This window comes from Lautropia dentalis, assembly GCF_003892345.1.
Lineage (GTDB): Bacteria > Pseudomonadota > Gammaproteobacteria > Burkholderiales > Burkholderiaceae_E > Lautropia > Lautropia dentalis.
Map to the genome: position 1 here is coordinate 842,604 of NZ_RRUE01000002.1, position 16,592 is coordinate 859,195.

Below are 16,592 nucleotides of genomic sequence, written 5' to 3' on the forward strand. Positions count from 1 at the left end.
TGGCGGTGTCAGGCCGGATCCGGTGGCTGGCTGCCCGCGGCAGCGCCGCTACCGGCCGGTGCCTCGCTGGCCGGATCGACCGGCCGGCAGGCATCGGAGGAAATGATATAGCCGGTGTGGCAGTCCGGGCAGTGAACGGTTGCACTGTGGCGCGCATGCGGCGGGTGAGGCAGCTTGACGCCGCACTGGCAGACCCAGCCGGTACGGCGCGCCGGCACGCCCACCATCAGGGCGTGGTCGGGCACGTCGCGCGAGACCACGGCGCCGGCTGCGATGAAGGCGTAGCGCCCGATGGTGGTGCCGCAGACCACGGTGGCATTGGCACCGATGCTGGCCCCCCGGCGGATGAGGGTGCTGCGGTACTCGTGTTTGCGCGAGATGTGGGCCCGCGGGTTGAGCACGTTGGTGAAGACCATGCTGGGGCCGCAGAACACGTCGTCTTCCAGGGTGACGTTGTCGTAGATGGAGACGTTGTTCTGCACGCGGACGTTGTTGCCCATCGTGACCCGGTTGCCGATGTAGACGTTCTGGCCCAGCGAGCACCGCTCACCCAGAATGGCGCCACTGCAGACGTGGGTCCAGTGCCATACCTTGCTGCCGGCACCGATCTGCGCGCCTTCATCGACGATGGCACTGGGATGGATGCTGATGTCGGAGGAGGGGGTGGTGGATTTGGTCATGGGTCGTTCTTTCCCGCAGGTGAGTGGACGGGGTCTTCTCTTTTTGTCATCCTTCGACGGGGCATGATAGCGGCACCCCCCGAACGCCGAAAGGCTTGCGTGCAGGGGAATGAGCAATACCGCCGGGTTCGTTGCTCTTTTTTATAGGTTGGCCACACCCGTAACGCCATGGCGCCCTCATACGTAAGGATTCATGGCGAGGATTTGCATGCCATGATGGCAGCCCCGGAATGAGGGGGCCGGCACTGTGGGTTACGCATCACTATTGTAAAAAATTACGACACTTTGGGGCTGGCGGGGAATATGCATGCAGGCGCCTGGTCGTGCCGGATTTCAGCCTGCCAGCATTGGGGGGATTTGCGGGGTTTCAGCCGGGACGCTGATAAAATCGCCGACGCTCGCGGCAGGGAGCCGATCCCGGATCTGCCGTCCTGCGGCCGGGATGGGCGGCGGGCGGTGCGGGCAGTTTCTGAATCTGACTCATTGGCGATATTGTTTTGAAGCGAGCACTTCTCATCGGCGCGATGGCGGAATCCCTGATCGAATTCCGCGCCGATCTCATTCGGGACCTGGTGGCCAGGGGGTACAAGGTGACAGGCGCCGCCGCCGCGCCGCTGACGCCGGACGTCCTGGACAAGATCCACGCCCTGGGCGCCGATTTCATCCCGCTGCCGCTCAAGCGTACCGGCATCAACCCGCTGCACGACATGGAGACCATGCTGGCCATCCGCCGCGTGCTGCGCAGGGTGCGGCCCAATGTGCTGATCTGCTACACCATCAAGCCGGTGGTGTACGGCGGGCTGGCGGTGCGGCTGGCGCGGGTGAGGCACCTGCGCTTCGTGCCGATGATCACCGGGCTGGGCTTTGCCTTCCATGGCGGCAGCCGCAAGCGCGATGCCCTGAAGGGGCTGGCTTCCTTCCTGTACCGCAAGGCCATGGTGCCGGTGCACACCGCCATTTTCCAGAACCCGGACGACCGGGCGATGTTCATCGAATCGGGCATCGTGCCGGCGCACAAGACCAAGATCGTCAACGGCTCGGGGGTGAACCTGAAGCAGTTTGCCCGCGTGCCGCTGCCACCGGGGCCGGATGTGACCTTCCTGCTGGCGGCCCGCCTGCTGAAGGCCAAGGGTATCCGCGAATATGTGGAAGCGGCGGGAATCGTCAAGAAAAAGTTTCCCAATGCACATTTTGTCATCATCGGTTACAAGGATTCATCCCCGGATGCCATTCCGGAGGAGATGATTGCCAGCTGGGCCGACAATGACGTGGTCAGCTACGAGGGTGGCCAGAAGGATGTGCGCCCGTTCGTGGCCCGCGCCAGTGTGTGCGTGCTGCCGTCGTACTCCGAAGGGCTGCCGCGCACCATTCTGGAGGCACTGGCCATGGGTCGCCCGGTGATCGTCACCGATGTGCCGGGCTGCCGCGAAACCGTCACCGATGATGTCAACGGCTGCCTGATTCCGGCCCGCGACCCGCAGGCACTGGCTGCTGCCATGGAACGCTATCTGACCGAGCCGGGCCTGCTGGAACGCCATGGCGAGGCCAGTTACCAGCTGGCGCTGGAAAAATTCGACGTGCGCAAAGTAAACGTCGATATTCTTGCCGAAGTGGAGTGATGGGCTCGCGTCATTGCAGGAATTGATTTTGTCCGACGCGGTTCTGGTGGTTGAATCGGGTTTTCGCTCAAACTCTTGCTCGTGAGGAACTCAGCCTGATGGCTGCCGAGAATACTCCCAGACCGCCCTGGATGGCTGTCTGTTTCAAGTGGTCCTTCTTCGTCCTGATGTTCCTGACGATGGTGGTCCCGAACTCGATCAAGCCGGTCTCGGTGTCGTTCCTGGCCCTGACGGCCCTGATCGGCTGGCGCCTGACCGACTTCACCCCGGCCTTCATGCGGGTGGTGTGGATGCACGTGGCCTCGTCGGTGGTCACGCTGGTCTTCCTGCTGGTGGGGTTGCTCAACGGGGCTTCCAACGAGGCGCTCATCCAGACGCTGTTCATCTACATCGTCTCGCCGGCCATGTGGATACTGGTCGCGGGCGGCGTGCTGGCCGTCATGGACGCCGACGACCTGCAGGGCCTCATGGAAAACAATGCCATTCTGGCCTGTGCCAGCGTGGCGCTGTTCTTCTACCTGTTCCTGAACTTCGGCCCCGAGGGCGTGAGCTTCTTCATCGAGCCCGAAAACGCCAACGTGAACCTGCAGGAAGGCTATGCCGGCGCGACGATGCACGTCTACGGCACGCTGATCTTCCTGTCGTCGGCCATGTTTGCCATGCTGACGGCCGGCCGCATGGACACCAAACTGCTCATCACCCTGGGCATGCTGGTGGTGGCGGCGGTCACGTCGGGCCGCTCGGCGCTGATGCTCTCCATTCCCATCGGCCTGGCGGCGGGGGCGGCCCTGCGGCCGGGCATTTATGGCCAGGTGGCTGGCACGCTGGCCTGGAACCTGGGCAAGCAGATCGGCATTGCGGTGGCGGCGGCGGTGATTTTCGTTATCCTGCTGACGGCCTTCACCGAGGTGGATGTGCTCTACATCATCACCGGTTTCTGGGAGGAGCTGTCGGGCGGCGGTGGTTCCGAGCGGACCAACCAGGCCGGGGCGCTGTTCGAAGGCATCATCACCACGTTCGGCATCGGAGCCGGTCATGGCGTGGGCGTCAACTACATCCGCAGCGAACTGTTCCCGTGGCGGTACGAGATCGTGCTGCTGGCCACCATCTACCGGGTGGGCTTCGTGGGCGCGTTCATCTATGCCTGGCCGTTCATCCGCTATGGCTGGGGCGTGTTCGAGGTCTGGAAGCGCCACCGGCTGACCAATTTCGATGTGTTTCTGTTTACGGGCTGCGCCAGTGCGTTCATCGCGGCGGCCACCAACCCGTACATCGAGGGCTACACCTTCCACTGGATGTACGTGCTGCCGCTGACCATCTTCCTGGTGCGTCATCCGGGCACGTCCATTTTCGATGCACGTCCGCGCCGTTCGGGCCAGGCACGTGTGCAGGCCGGTGATCCCCGGGCCGTGGCGGCCTATGCCCGGCAGCAGGCCCAGCAGGCGGGCCGCGGGCCGCAGATGGCGCGTGGCCAGCAGCCTGCCCGGGGTCAGCAGCAGGTGCGTGGGCAGCAGCAGATGGCGTATGCCCAGCAGATGATGCGCGGGCAGCCGGGCATGCGGCCGCCGCAGGGGTATCCGCAACAGCTGGGCATGCGGCCGCAGCAGGGCCGCGTGCCGCCCGGGTATCCACAGCAGGGGATGAGATCCCAGCATGCGGGCCATCCCCAGCAGGGACGTGTGCCGCCAGGGTACCCGCAACAGCAGGGCGCGCGCCCGCAGCAGGGGCGTGCGCCGCAGGGATACCCCCAGCAGCCGGGCATGCGGCCGCAGCAGGCAGGCCATCCGCAGCAGCCGGGAGTACGGCCCCAACATCCGGGCCAGCCACAGCAGCGTGGCTATCCGCCTGCCGGCGGAACACGTCGCGACGGTCGCTGAGCGGCACGGCGCCTGTCCGGGGCCGGTCCGGCGGGGCGGTTCGATCTGCCTTCCTGTCACTGCCTCCGGGTGGGGTGGCTGACGGGAAGGCATTTTTTTCATGATGGAGCCCGCGCGGCCTGTTGCGGGACAGCAGGGAGGGCACATGACGGCGTGCATGCCGACGTGGCGCTGATATCTGCCCTGTCAGGGCCGGGCATCCATCCACCAGGGAGTGCGCATGAAACGGGAATTTCTGAAAATGCTGGGGGGCGGCGCGGCGGTGCTGGCCATGGCCGGAAAGCTGAAGGCGGCCACGCCGCCGGAGCCGGGCCGGCTGGACCGCAAGGTGACGCCCTACGAATTCGGAGCCAAGGCCAATGGCCTTCATGACGATACGACGGCGGTGATTCGCGCCGCGCGTGCGGCCGCCGAGAAGGGGGCCTGGCTGGTGTTTCCCACCGGCAAGTTCCTCATTACCGACCAGGTGAGCCTGTCGGGCCGGATACGCGGGGTATACGGGGATGGCGGCAAAATTCTGCTGCGCAGCGACAAGGGGCGTGCCGGTTTTCTGGTGCGTGAGCTGGACGTGGCCGACCCCCAGCGCCAGCCGTTCCTGATATCGGGCCTGTCCATCTACTGCGAGGTCACGTTCCGTGACCAGGCGGCCGCCCTCTACCTGATCGACACGCAGGGCGTGCACGTGACCAGTTGCCAGATCCGTCATGTGCAGGTGGGGCACGGCATTTACGTGCGGGGCATGAGCAACGGCCAGAACAGCCAGAAGGCGGTGGCCTACAACGTGTTTCGAGACAACGAGATCGAGGTGCAGCCGCTGCCAGGACAGGACTGCTTCGGCATCGAGATCGAGGCCGAGCGGCTGCTGCCGAAGGGCGACAGCGCCCCGCGCGACACCTGGCTGCGCGATTTCGTGCTGCCCGACATTCCGGTGCCGGCCCATGACAATGTCATCGAGGGCAACCGGATCACCGGCGCGTACTACGGCATTTCCTTCATGGGGGTGCGGCGCTCGCTGGTGCAGGGCAATGTGCTGAACGGCCAGATCCGCTCGATGTCGATCCAGCACCATTCCCATGCCAATGTGATCATCGGGAACGAGTGCAACAACTCGCTGTCGGCCTCGATTCACCTGGCCTATGGTTCATCGTTCAACGTGGTGGGCGGCAACCAGATCCGCAACACGCGGGCACGTGGCGAAGGGCTGCTGCAGGCCTATGTGGGCGCGCTGCGCAACGACTTCTTCCTCAACGATGTGGAAGTGAGCGGCGATGCGCATCCGAAGTATTTCATCTACTGCGCGGTGGCGGCCAACGAGAACAGCTTCTGGTGCAACCGGCTGGCCGGCGTGGCGGCCCGCGCCATGGTGGCGGTGGAGTCGGCCTTCAACAGCAAGGTCAAGCGCAAGAGCCACCGTGGCTACGGGCTGGAAGGGGCGGACGATCATTTCACCGACCGGGGCATGTACGGGGTGCGTATCGTGGGCAACCAGATCGAGGCCACGTCCGATGTGCCGGTGTTCACGCTGGCCCAGGTGGGTGACGATCGCGGCGCCTACCCGCTGCTGATGTGCGAGGTGGTGGGCAACACGGTGCAGTGGCCCGGCAAGGGCCTGCTGCTGGAGCTGGGCGAAGGCAATCCGGGCCTGCTGCGCGATCTGGTCTTTGGTGACAACATCTGCACACCGGTGCCGCGTCGCGACCAGATGCGCCTGCCGCGCGGTGGCCGCCACTTCGTCGACCGCATCGACCGGCGGGATGAACCGGTGATGAAGGACGTGTGATCAGGCGTGGCTGGTGGGGGTGGTGGTTTCCGTCCCCTCGCGCGACACCCAGGCCAGGGCCAGTGCGTCGAAGATGGCGCGGACCACCCAGCAGACGGCGGCGCCGTACAGGCCAAAATACCGCGCCGAGAAGTACAGCGCCGGAATGTAGATGGCCAGTTCGATGAGCTGCAGCGTGGCGCACGCCTTCACGCGGCTCTGGGCGTGCAGGTACGAGGTGTAGATGACCGACACGGTGTAGAAGAAGGCGCCCAGGCAGATGATGCGGCCCAGGGTGGCCGATTCCGGCCCGACCTTGTTGCCCATCCAGAAGTCCAGGATGAGCGGGAAACCCAGGCAGAGCACCACGTACATGGCGGCCGAGATGAGCAGCAGCCGGTTGCGCCACAGCACGAACACCTTGCGGCCCTCGGCGGCGTTCTGCTGCAGTTTGGCCGTGAGCATCGGGAACATCACGTTGGTGATGGCCGAAGCGATCATGGTGCTCTGCAGGATGATCTCGTTGGGGATGTAATAGGCCGTCACGGCCGCAGCCGAAATGGCCGAGGCGATGATGAAGCGGTCGGACTGCATCAGCAGCGGGTGGGCGATGTTGCTGACGGTCATCCACTTGCCGAAGCGGTTGAGCTGCGTGCGGATGGCACGGCGCTGGGCCGGTGGCGTGCTGGTGGGCAGGTTGCCGCCCAGCTGGCCGCGCAGGGTGTGCATCTTGCCACGCACGCTGCCCCACAGCATGATGAGGCCAATGGCACGGCTGACCAGGATGGCGGCCACCAGTGGCACCAGCGAGCTGCTGTAGAACGACACCAGCAGCGGTGCGACGAAGTTGGCCACGCCCAGGTACATGCGCACCACGCTGGGCACGCGGAAGTCTTCGAAGGCTTCGATGATGCCGCGGTAGAGTGCGCTGAGCACCTGCACGGGCAGCGTGAAGATCAGGATGATGGTGGCGTACTTGAGTTCGGCCGGCCCGATGTTCTGGTATTTGATGAGGCTTTCGACATCGAAGGCCACGGCCACCAGAAACAGTGCCACACCGATGGCACTGTAGGTGATGGACAGCCGCCAGGCCACGTCGATGGCCGGGGGAATCTGCGCCAGATCCTGCTTGCCGCGCAGGGCGGAGACATACTGCGTGGTGGCCCGTCCGATGCCGAGGTCCAGGGCCGAGGCGTAGCTGAGCAGCGTCCAGGCCAGGGCGATCATCCCGAAGCGTTCGTTGTCGATGCGCGAGAGCAGCAGCGGGATGAAGAAGAACGCCGCCAGCGGCGTGGAGAACAGGCCGGCCAGCGACCACAGGATATTGGAACGGTACATTCAGGTGTCAGTCAGGGCTGTACTGCCGCCCGATGCAGCCGGCGCAGTGGGAAACTGCAGACCCGATACGGACGGCAGGGAACGGCAGGGTACAGGGGAGTCAGGGCTGCGCTGCTTCCCGCAGCAGCTGGACCAGGCGCGGGCCGACGGCTGCGATGCTGTAGCGGTTTTCGGCATCTTCGCGGCCCCGGTGACCCAGACGCACCCGCAGCTCGGGCGAGGCGATGAGGGTTTCGAGGCTTTCGGCCCAGGTGTCGGTGCTGGTGGCCAGAAAGCCGTTTTCACCGGGGATGACGATGTCCCTGTTCATGCCCACCGCACTGCCGATGACCGGCAGCCCGGCCGCCATGTACTGGATGAGCTTGAAACCGCACTTGCCATTTTCCCAGAGATTGTCTTCGAGTGGCATGATGCCCACGTGCGAGCGGGACAGTTCGCCGGCCTCGGTGCTGCTCGACCAGGGAATGTGGGTGCTTTTCACGGTGGGCCACTGCCGGGCATCGCCGCCGATGACATCGAGCTGGATGGGATACTGGGCAGCCACGCGTTCGAAGGCTTCGCGCACGATTTCCAGATACTTGGAGGTGGTGGGCGAACCGATCCAGATGACACGCAGCGGCCGGCTGTCCGTGATGACGGGCTGCTCGGGCTCGGGCTGCTGACGGTACTTCTCGAAGTCGATGGTGGGGGGCTGCACCTCCACCCAGGGGGCGCCGGCGCGGCGTGCCCGCTCGCCCAGATAGCCGTTGCCGCACAGCACGAGACGCGAGCCGGCCATGAGCCGGTCGATCTTGTCGCCCATCAGGCCGCGGACCAGGATGTTGTCGGACTGGTCGTAGTTGTGGAAGATGGCGTCGTCGAAATCGAGCATGTAGGGCACCCCCCGCCGCAGCAGCCATTTTTCGAGGCCGTAGGGCAGGTAGGGCAGCAGCTCCTTCTCGATCCAGAGCAGGTCGAAGCGTCCCTTGCGCGTGATGGAGCGCATGCTGAAGATGCGGTTCAGCAGCGCCCGGATGCGCAGGCCTGTGGTGTTTTCGCCGTGGTACAGGCTTTCCAGATAATCGTTGCCGAACAGCGGGAAGTGCTCGGTTTCGATGCCGGCAGCGTGCAGGGTGGGCAGGTATTGCAGGGTACGGACCCGTGAGGAAGCTCCCTTGGAGTCGTAGCGGGTCAGCAGGGCAATTCTAGGCATGGGCGTGCGGCAGAGAAGACGGGCAACCAACGGGCGTACCCGTGAGCGATGCGCGGAGGGACGATCCAGAGCGGGAGCCGCCGGTGGCGCGCTCCGGTAGACCAAGGGGCGTTAAATAGTAGCAGGGCGACACGCGTACAGGTTTGCAAGGGTGTAGCGAGTTGGCGCTTCAAGATTCAATCCTGAAACATATCCACAGAAAATGCCCGACAGGGCACGGTCTGTGGAGGCTGTGAAGGCCATTGCGGGCTGACGGGCCGGAATGAGCCGTCGCCTGGGCAGGTGCCGGCCAGGCAGGCGCATGGGTAGAAGTACCGGCAGAAGTACAGGAGGAGGTATGGGCAGGGGGGCTGTGGGCAGGCAAAAAAAACGCTCCCGGAAGGGAGCGCGGAGCCGGCGGGATGCCGGCGGATGGGGGCTGTCTGCCGGGCCACCGGCAGGTGGATGCCGGTGGTGGCGAAGCCGGGGGAGGCCGCCACGCGGGCGGGCCTCCTGCCGGGATCAGCCCTTGTGGCCGGCGCCGTAGTAGCCCTGGCCGTACGACTCGCCGTAGGCCGAGTATTCGCCGTAGTAACGGCCGGCCTTTTCGAAGTCGTGGCTGTTGAGGATGACGCCCAGGATGCGGACGTTGGCAGCAGCCAGACGGTCCAGACCGCGGCGAACCATCGGCACCAGCGTGGAGCCGGCCTTGACCACGTAGATGAGGCCGGTGGCCTGGGCACCGATCGGCAGCGCGTCGGACACCAGCTCGAGCGGCGGGGTGTCGATGACGATCAGCTCGAAGTGCTCTTTCAGGCGTTCGATGGTGTCGGCAAAGCCCGGGCTCATGACCAGGTCATGGGCGTTGCGGGCCTTGGTACCGGCCACCAGCACCGAGATGCCCAGGTCAGGCAGCGGCAGCACGCAGTTCTCGATGGGCGCGCCATGCAGCAGGTCGGACAGGCCACGGGTGTTCTCGGGCACGTTCAGCATGCGGCGGATGGCGGGCTTGCGCATGTCGCAGTCGATCAGCAGCGTGCGCTTGGTGCGGCCCTGCTCGATGGCGAAGGAGGCCGCCATGGTGGACTTGCCCTCGGCCGGCAGCGTGGAGGTGAAGGCGATCACCGGACGCTCGACGCCGATCATGGACAGGCGAACCCCGGTAAGGGCCGACCGCACCGACTCGGAGTACAGGTGCTGGGGTTCCATGTGCTGCAGCATGGGCAGCTTCTTGGCCTCGTCGCCCTGCAGCTTGGGCACGGCCACCAGCAGCGGTGCGCCCAGTTTTTCGTGGACTTCGTCGCTGGAGCGGATGACGGCGTTCTTCTGTTCGCGGCTGATGGCCAGCATGGCGCCCAGCAGCGTGCCCATCAGGGCAGCCAGCAGGATGATCTGCGGCTTGGGCGGCTTGGCGGCCAGCAGCGGCGGCACGGCCGGATCGACCACGCGGGCAATGGGGTTCTGGAAGTCGGCGGTGGCGTCGGTTTCCTTCACCTTGGCCAGGAAGGTCTGGTAGATCTGCTGGTTGGTGGCAACTTCACGCTGCAGCACGTTCAGCTTGCCTTCCTTGCGGTTGATCTCCTGGATGTTGCCCTTGGAGGCAGCCACTTCCTTCTCGAGTGCCAGTTCGGACTGGCGGGCCACTTCGTAGGCCTTCGAGATACTGGCAATGACCGACTCGGACTGGCGGCGCAGGCTGGCGCGGGCCTGGTTCAGCTCGGCCTGGGCGGCCTGGTAGGCCGGGTGGGAGGTGCCCAGCGAGCCGGCCACTTCGGCCATGCGCTTCTCGGCGTTGGCCTCGGCGGCGCGGGCTGCCACGACGGCCGGGTTGTTGAACACCTCGGGCACGTCATAGCGGTTGCGCGAACCCTTCTGCACCTGGTGGTACACCTGCTCCAGACGCTGGCGCTCGACACGGGCGGCGATCAGGCGGTCGGAGGAGGAGTCGAGCTGGCGCTCGTTGCCACCCAGCGAGGAGGTGGGCGTGGAGACCAGGCCGATCTCTTCACGATAGGCCTGCAGGTTGGCCTCGGCGTTTTCCAGGTCGGTACGCAGCTGGTTCAGGCGGTCGTTCAGCCAGCGGCTGGCCGTCTGCTGCATGTCGAAACGGGCGTCCAGATCGGCCGTGATGTAGGACTCGGCCGTCTGGTTGGCGATTTTTGCGGCCAGCACCGGATCGGGCGATTCGAAGCGGATTTCGACCAGCTGGCTGTTCTTGATGGGCGAGATGTCCAGACCGGCCTTGTAGCGGATGAGAACCTGCTCCTCCAGGGCCTCCTGGGAGAGTTCCTTCGGCTTGTCTGCGCCGTCTTCACCGCCGGCGTTCTCGTCCTTCTGCTCGGCGTCCAGTTCGGGGTTGAAGAGCGGGTTGTTCTCGAGCCCCAGCGCCTTGATGACGCGGATGCCGACCTCGCGCGAGCGCATGAATTCGGCCTGCGTCTGGAAGAACTCGCGGCTGCCGGCCGGCACACCGTAGATTTCCTCGAGCGGCACGACGCTGCGCTTGGAGTTTTCGATGAGCAGGGTGGCACTGGCCTGGTAGATGGGCGTCATGAGGTTGACGGCCACGGTGGCCAGCAGGGTGACGGCTGCTGCCGTGCCGAGCACCAGCCACTTGCGCTCGCGGACGATGCTCAGGTATGTGCTGAACGTGGGAGCGGGTGTGCGGGTGAGGGTTGTTCCCGGACGGGGGGGCATGCCAGGCGGTTCGGCCATGGGCATGTCGTCGGGAAACGGATTGGACATGTTCATATGAGTGGGTTGCCGCGGTTCTTCTGAAACGTTGGGAAGGCAGCCGTCAGGCGGTAACTGCAGGCTGTCGGGACGGTCTGGCTGGGTGCAGCCTGTTCAGACCGCCCGTGTGCATGACCGGGGCGGGGCCATGGACGGCCACGGTGCGTTCCGATGTGTGTGCAGGCCGCGCAGCCCGGCCAGACCCGCCAGGGCTGGTGGGTCATCATAGGGCGCGCGCCAGCTTTCTGCCAGCAGAGAATTATGCCGTTAATGACAAAAGTCTGTTGGACGCCTGCAGAGGCTGCAGGGTCTTGGGATGCGCCGCAAAAATCCTGCGGCACACTTTGGCGCCCATACTAGGGCCAGGGCCGTTCCGGCGACGGCAGCCAAAACGGCCGTGACATTGTGAATGGGCGGGCTGCTTCACGAAATGACGGCCAGCTTGACACCTGTGGTATTTTCTCGGGTAATTTAACGCTGTTTGACGAGTGCGAGATTTTCTGTCTTTTTCTCGGCCCGAGCCACTCTTTGAAACCTATGTGTAACGGAAGCAGCCCTTCCGGTTGGCGGGTCCGGCATTTCTATGTAACCTGCCGACACACACCTTCCCGGCGTACGGCCCTTTGCGGGGGAAGAAGCCATTCCCGGCGTCGCAGAGCCATGGTCTCCCCGGCCCTGCGCAGACGAGGGAGCGTCGGGAGACACGGCCTGCTGGCAACTATGGTGTATTGCCATGGCAACGGAATGTCGTGGAAGTGTGCATTTCTTGGTTCATGAATCGTTGCGGGTTGGCTATGCTTGGCATCGATGCAGGTGCCGGGCTGGCCCGGGTGTCAGTTCCACTGGCCCCGGATAAGCAGTCTCCCGTCTCCGGGGGCTGGTTCGGTCCGGAATTGTTGGCAATGGTCTGTGGGCTCTCGCTGCTGATCGTGTTCTTTTGCAGCAGAATGCCGAGTGTTCGTGAAGGAGTATTCCCTTGGTCTCAAGCAATGTAAAAATCCCGGAAAACCGCAAAATCCGCTTTGCACTGGTGGGTTGCGGCCGGATTTCCGCCAACCATTTTGGCGCACTGGAAAAGCACGCCGACCAGGCCGAGCTGGTGGATGTCTGCGACATCGACCCGGAAGCCCTGCAGAAGGCGGTCGACCGTACCGGTGCCCGGGGGCACGCTTCCCTGACGGACATGCTGAAGGAAACCACGGCCGACATCGTGGTGCTGACCACGCCGTCGGGTCTGCACGCGGAGCAGGCCATCGAGGTGGCCCGCAGCGGCCGGCACGTCATCAGCGAAAAGCCCATGGCCACCCGCTGGAAGGACGGCCTGGCCATGCACGCGGCCTGCCAGAAGGCCGGTGTGTACCTGTTCGTGGTGAAGCAGAACCGCAAGAATGCCACGCTGCAGGCGCTGCGCAAGGCCATTCGCCAGAACCGCTTCGGCAAGATCTACATGGCCGTGATCAACGTGTTCTGGACCCGGCCGCAGGAATATTATGATGCTGCCGCCTGGCGCGGCACCTGGGCGCTCGATGGTGGCGCCTTCATGAATCAGGCCAGCCACTATGTGGACCTGCTGGACTGGATGATCGGCCCGGTCGACCGGGTGCATGCCTACACCGCTACGCTGGCGCGCGACATCGAGGCCGAAGACACCGGCGTGATGAGCGTGCGCTGGAAGAACGGCGCGCTGGGCAGCATCAACGTCACCATGCTGACCTATCCGAAGAACATGGAGGGCAGCATCGTGGTGCTGGGCGAGAAGGGTACGGCCAAGGTGGGCGGCGTGGCGGTCAACCGCATCGACCACTGGGAGTTCGAGGACGAGCAGCCCGAGGACGAAGGCATCCGCAACGCCAGCTACGAAACGACATCCGTGTATGGCTTTGGCCATCCGTTGTACTATCACAACGTGATCGAAACCCTGCGCGGCCGGGCCACGCCCGAAACCGACGGTTCGCAGGGTCTGCGTTCGCTGGCGCTGCTGTCGGCAGCCTACCGCTCGGCCTGGGAGGGCCGCGAGGTGGCCATCGACGAGTTCCGTCAGGACGCGGTGCAGTAAGCCGTACAGGCGTCGGGCAGGCACCTTCGCCGGGCGCCCGCCGGTGCCCGGTGGAAACTGCCGCCGTGCCCAGCCGGTGCGGCGCAGCTGCCATCGAGACTGCCCGTGCATGTCCGTCCGACCGGCCCCTGGCCGGTTTTTGCATTTTGCGGCCATGGCTACCATATTGGAAGGATGGGCGCAGGAGGCTGCTGCAGCGGTATATTCCTGTGCCCGGGTTGATCCTGCACCGTGGGAGCCGGCCGGAGCTGGTGCCGCGGCAGGTGTGTGAAGGGTCGGTGCTCCGGCCGGTGCCGTGGCAGGCATGTGGAAGGCTGGGGTGCCGCCTGGTGCCGTGGTCTGATGCAGGTGTTCCGGCAGGGCATGACAGGCACCGGCATTCCGGCCGGGCACGACAGGCACCGGGGCAGAGACTGTGTTGGTTGACGACAAGGTTGGGTTCGCGGTTGAAGAGGGCAAGTGATGATTGATCTGCATTGCCATTTGCTGCCGGGGGTGGATGACGGCGCACGTACCATGGAAGACGCGCTGACGCTCGCGGAGGCAGCGGTCGCGAACGGGGTGAAGGCGTCGGTGCTGACACCGCACGTCTATCCCGGCGTGTTCGACAACCGGCTGTCCACGCTGCGCCCGGTGTACGAGGAATACCGTGATGCGCTCGCGCGTGCCGGTATTGCGCTGGATGTGCATCTGGGTGGCGAGGTGCATCTGCACCCGGATGCCTTCGAGCTGCTGGAGGCCGACGACCTGCCGATGATCGGCGGGATGGACGGGCTGAAGGTGATGCTGCTGGAGTTTCCGGACGGCTCGATTCCGCCCGGCTCGGATGTGGCCTGCCGGATGTTTGCCGACCAGGGCATCCGCTGGCTGATTGCCCACCCCGAGCGCAACAAGGCGGTGATGCGCGACCCGACCATCATCAAGCCCTTCCTCGACATGGGCTGCATGCTGCAGCTGACGGCCGCGTCGGTAATCGGTGCGTTTGGCCGGGCGGCGGCGCAGACGGCCAATGTGCTGCTCACGCGCGGCTGGGCGCACGTGGTGGCCAGCGATGCGCACAATCTGGCGCACCGTCCGCCGCGGATGCACGAGGCCCGTGAGCACCTGATGCAGAATTACGGGATGGGGATGGCCTTCCGGCTGACGGAAGAGAACCCGGCCCGCATTCTGAACGGTCGCCGCATGTGGAGCGAGGCGATGCAGAGCAGCCATGCGCTGGTGCTGCCGCCCGATGGCCGTGATGTGATCGAGGTGTCGTCGGCTGCGCACGCCGAGGCGTACGGGGAGGCTGGCGATGCCGGTGCTGGTGCGGCCGGTGTGGTGGATGGCGCCGGTGCCGGTTCGGCCGGGGCGGCTGGGCACGCTGGCGCGTCAGGTCATGCGGCTTCTGCAGGGCAGGCGGGTGCTTCCGGTCCTGGCGTGCTGCCCGGCTCGGTGGACGATCCGCTGACACAGCCGGGGCCCGCCGTGTCGGCCGAGGATGAACAGGCGGCCATGGCCTGGCTGCAGCAGCGGGGCGACCGCAAGGGCGGCGGCCGGCGCGACAGTGACAGACGTGATCAGGACAGGCGCGAGCAGGAACAGCGCGAACAGGAAGAAGAGGCGCTGCGGCGCGCGGATGCGCGCGCGGAGCGCGAACGCGAGGAGAAGGCGCGCCTGCGCGAGGAAGATGGTCGCCGGCTGGCCGCGGTGCGCGAGCGCGAGGAAACCCGCCAGCGCGAGGAGGCCGAGCGGCTGCGGCTCGAGGCGCAGCGCCAGCAGGAACGCGAACGGGCCGAGGCCGAGCGGGCCGCAGCCGAGAAGCGTGCGGCCGAGATTCGCCGGGACGAGGAGGCCAGGCTGCGCGCCGAGGTGCGCGAGCAGGAAGAGGCACGGGTGCGTGCCGAGGTGCGGGAGGAAACGGCCGAGCGGGTACGCGAGGAATTTCTGGGGCATGAGGCCGATCGCCTGCGCGAGGACATTCGCCTGCAGGAGTCCGACCGGTTGCGTGAGGCCTTTCTGGCCGAGAACGAGGAACGGCTGCGCGACGAGATCCGCCAGCGGGTGGTGCAGCGGCTGACCGAGGAAATCTCGCAGGAAGAGGAAAAGCGGCTGCGCGCCGAGATGGAAGCACGCGCAGCGGCACGGGAGAAGGAAGAAGCGCAGCGACGCCAGCTGGAGGCCGAGCGTCTGGCCGAGGAAGAGGCGAAGCTGCAGGCCGCGCGCGCGGCGAAGGATCAGGAGGCCGAACGCCAGGCCGAAGCAGAGCGCGAGGCCCAGCAGCGTGCCGAGCAGGCGGCGAAGGCGCGCGAGGAGGAACGTGAGCTGGAGGCGTCGCGCCAGCGCCAGCTCGAGCTGCAGCGTGAGGAAGAGGCCAGGGCCTACGAGGCGGCGCGGCAGCGCGAGGCCTATCGCGAGCAGGAAGAGGAGCGCCTGCGGGCCGAGATCACGGCGAAGGAAGAGGCCCGGGTGCGCGAGGAGTTCCTCCAGCGCGACGAGCCGGCCCTGCGTGACCAGATCCGGGACGAGGCCGTGGTCCGGTTGCGCAACGAGTTCCGCGAGCACGAGGAAGCCCGCATCCGCGATGAGATCTGGCAGGAAGCCCAGCGCGAGCTGCGCGACCGGATCTGGCAGCAGGAAGGGCAGCGCATCCAGCAGGAGATCTGGCAGCAGGAGCAGACCCGGCTGCGCGAGCAGATCTGGCAGCAGGAAGGCAGCCGCATCCGTCAGGAGCTGTGGCAGCAGGAACAGGCACGCATGAAGGAAGAGGTCTGGCAGCAGGAAGAGGCCCGGCTGCGCGAGGCGTTCTGGCAGCGGGATGCGCCGCAGTTGCGGGAGCAGCTCTGGCAGCAGGAAGAAGCCCGGCTGCGTGAAGCGTTCTGGAAGGAAGAGGCTCCCCGGATGCGCGAGCAGATCCGTCAGGAGGCCCGCGAGGAAATGCGCGAGGAGCTGCGCGCGCATGGCCGCAGCCGCTGGGCGCCCCGCAACGACGGGAGCGCCGGGGCAGGCATGGGCGCCGGTATGGGCGTTCGTGCGGGTATGGGGGCGCGCTCTGGCATGGGGACGCGTACGGGTTTGGGAGCCGGCGCGGGTGCAGGAGCTGGCGTGGGTATGGGCGCTGGTGCCGGTATGGGGGCCGGTCCGGGGGACGGCATGGGCGCCGGCCCGGGAGCGGGGCCAGGCATGAATCCTGGCATGGGGCCAGGCACCGGCCCGGGTGCCGACGCCAGTGGGCAGCCGGCGGTTCAGGCCCCGCCCGATGGGGACGATGGCGACACGGGGGCTGCTCCGGATGTCAATGCTGACCCCTATGCACCGCGGCCTGCCTTCAGGCCGGGCGCCGGAGGCTGGCGCTCACGCTGGTAGGAACCGCCGGGGCC

Annotated in this window: 9 protein-coding genes; 5 read left to right on the forward strand and 4 right to left on the reverse strand. The window is 65.9% G+C overall.

The window, feature by feature from the left end:
• Positions 1-8 precede the first annotated feature (8 nt).
• Positions 9-650, reverse strand: a complete 642-nt coding sequence (locus tag EHV23_RS11450) for an acyltransferase (protein WP_125096844.1) — start codon at positions 648-650, stop codon at positions 9-11.
• Positions 651-1,177: 527 nt separating this feature from the next.
• On the opposite strand from EHV23_RS11450, the gene EHV23_RS11455 reads away from it, so the two are divergent.
• From EHV23_RS11455 to EHV23_RS11465, 3 genes are all read left to right on the forward strand, one after another.
• Positions 1,178-2,299, forward strand: a complete 1,122-nt coding sequence (locus EHV23_RS11455) for a glycosyltransferase family 4 protein (protein WP_125096193.1) — start codon at positions 1,178-1,180, stop codon at positions 2,297-2,299.
• Between the two features lie 131 nt (positions 2,300-2,430).
• A complete protein-coding gene (locus EHV23_RS15600) occupies positions 2,431-4,176 on the forward strand; it encodes a proline-rich domain-containing protein (RefSeq protein WP_203228985.1) in 1,746 nt (581 codons plus the stop codon).
• A 220-nt stretch (positions 4,177-4,396) separates the two neighbouring features.
• Positions 4,397-5,956, forward strand: a complete 1,560-nt coding sequence (locus tag EHV23_RS11465; protein ID WP_125096194.1) for a NosD domain-containing protein — start codon at positions 4,397-4,399, stop codon at positions 5,954-5,956.
• On the opposite strand, the gene EHV23_RS11470 is transcribed toward EHV23_RS11465, so the two are convergent.
• From EHV23_RS11470 to EHV23_RS11480, 3 genes are all read right to left on the reverse strand, one after another.
• Positions 5,957-7,273, reverse strand: coding sequence for an oligosaccharide flippase family protein (locus tag EHV23_RS11470; protein ID WP_125096195.1), 1,317 nt, complete (start codon positions 7,271-7,273; stop codon positions 5,957-5,959). It abuts the gene before it with no gap.
• A gap of 100 nt (positions 7,274-7,373) precedes the next feature.
• Positions 7,374-8,465, reverse strand: coding sequence for a glycosyltransferase family 4 protein (locus EHV23_RS11475; protein WP_125096196.1), 1,092 nt, complete (start codon positions 8,463-8,465; stop codon positions 7,374-7,376).
• Positions 8,466-8,966: 501 nt separating this feature from the next.
• A complete protein-coding gene (locus EHV23_RS11480; RefSeq protein WP_158615949.1) occupies positions 8,967-11,189 on the reverse strand; it encodes a GumC family protein in 2,223 nt (740 codons plus the stop codon).
• Positions 11,190-12,153: 964 nt separating this feature from the next.
• Here EHV23_RS11480 and EHV23_RS11485 point away from each other — a divergent pair.
• Positions 12,154-13,233 carry a Gfo/Idh/MocA family protein gene (locus EHV23_RS11485; RefSeq protein WP_203228986.1) on the forward strand — a complete coding sequence of 360 codons (1,080 nt, stop codon included), beginning with the start codon at positions 12,154-12,156 and terminating at the stop codon, positions 13,231-13,233.
• Between the two features lie 462 nt (positions 13,234-13,695).
• A complete protein-coding gene (locus tag EHV23_RS15300) occupies positions 13,696-16,578 on the forward strand; it encodes a CpsB/CapC family capsule biosynthesis tyrosine phosphatase (RefSeq protein ID WP_158615950.1) in 2,883 nt (960 codons plus the stop codon).
• Positions 16,579-16,592 lie beyond the last annotated feature (14 nt).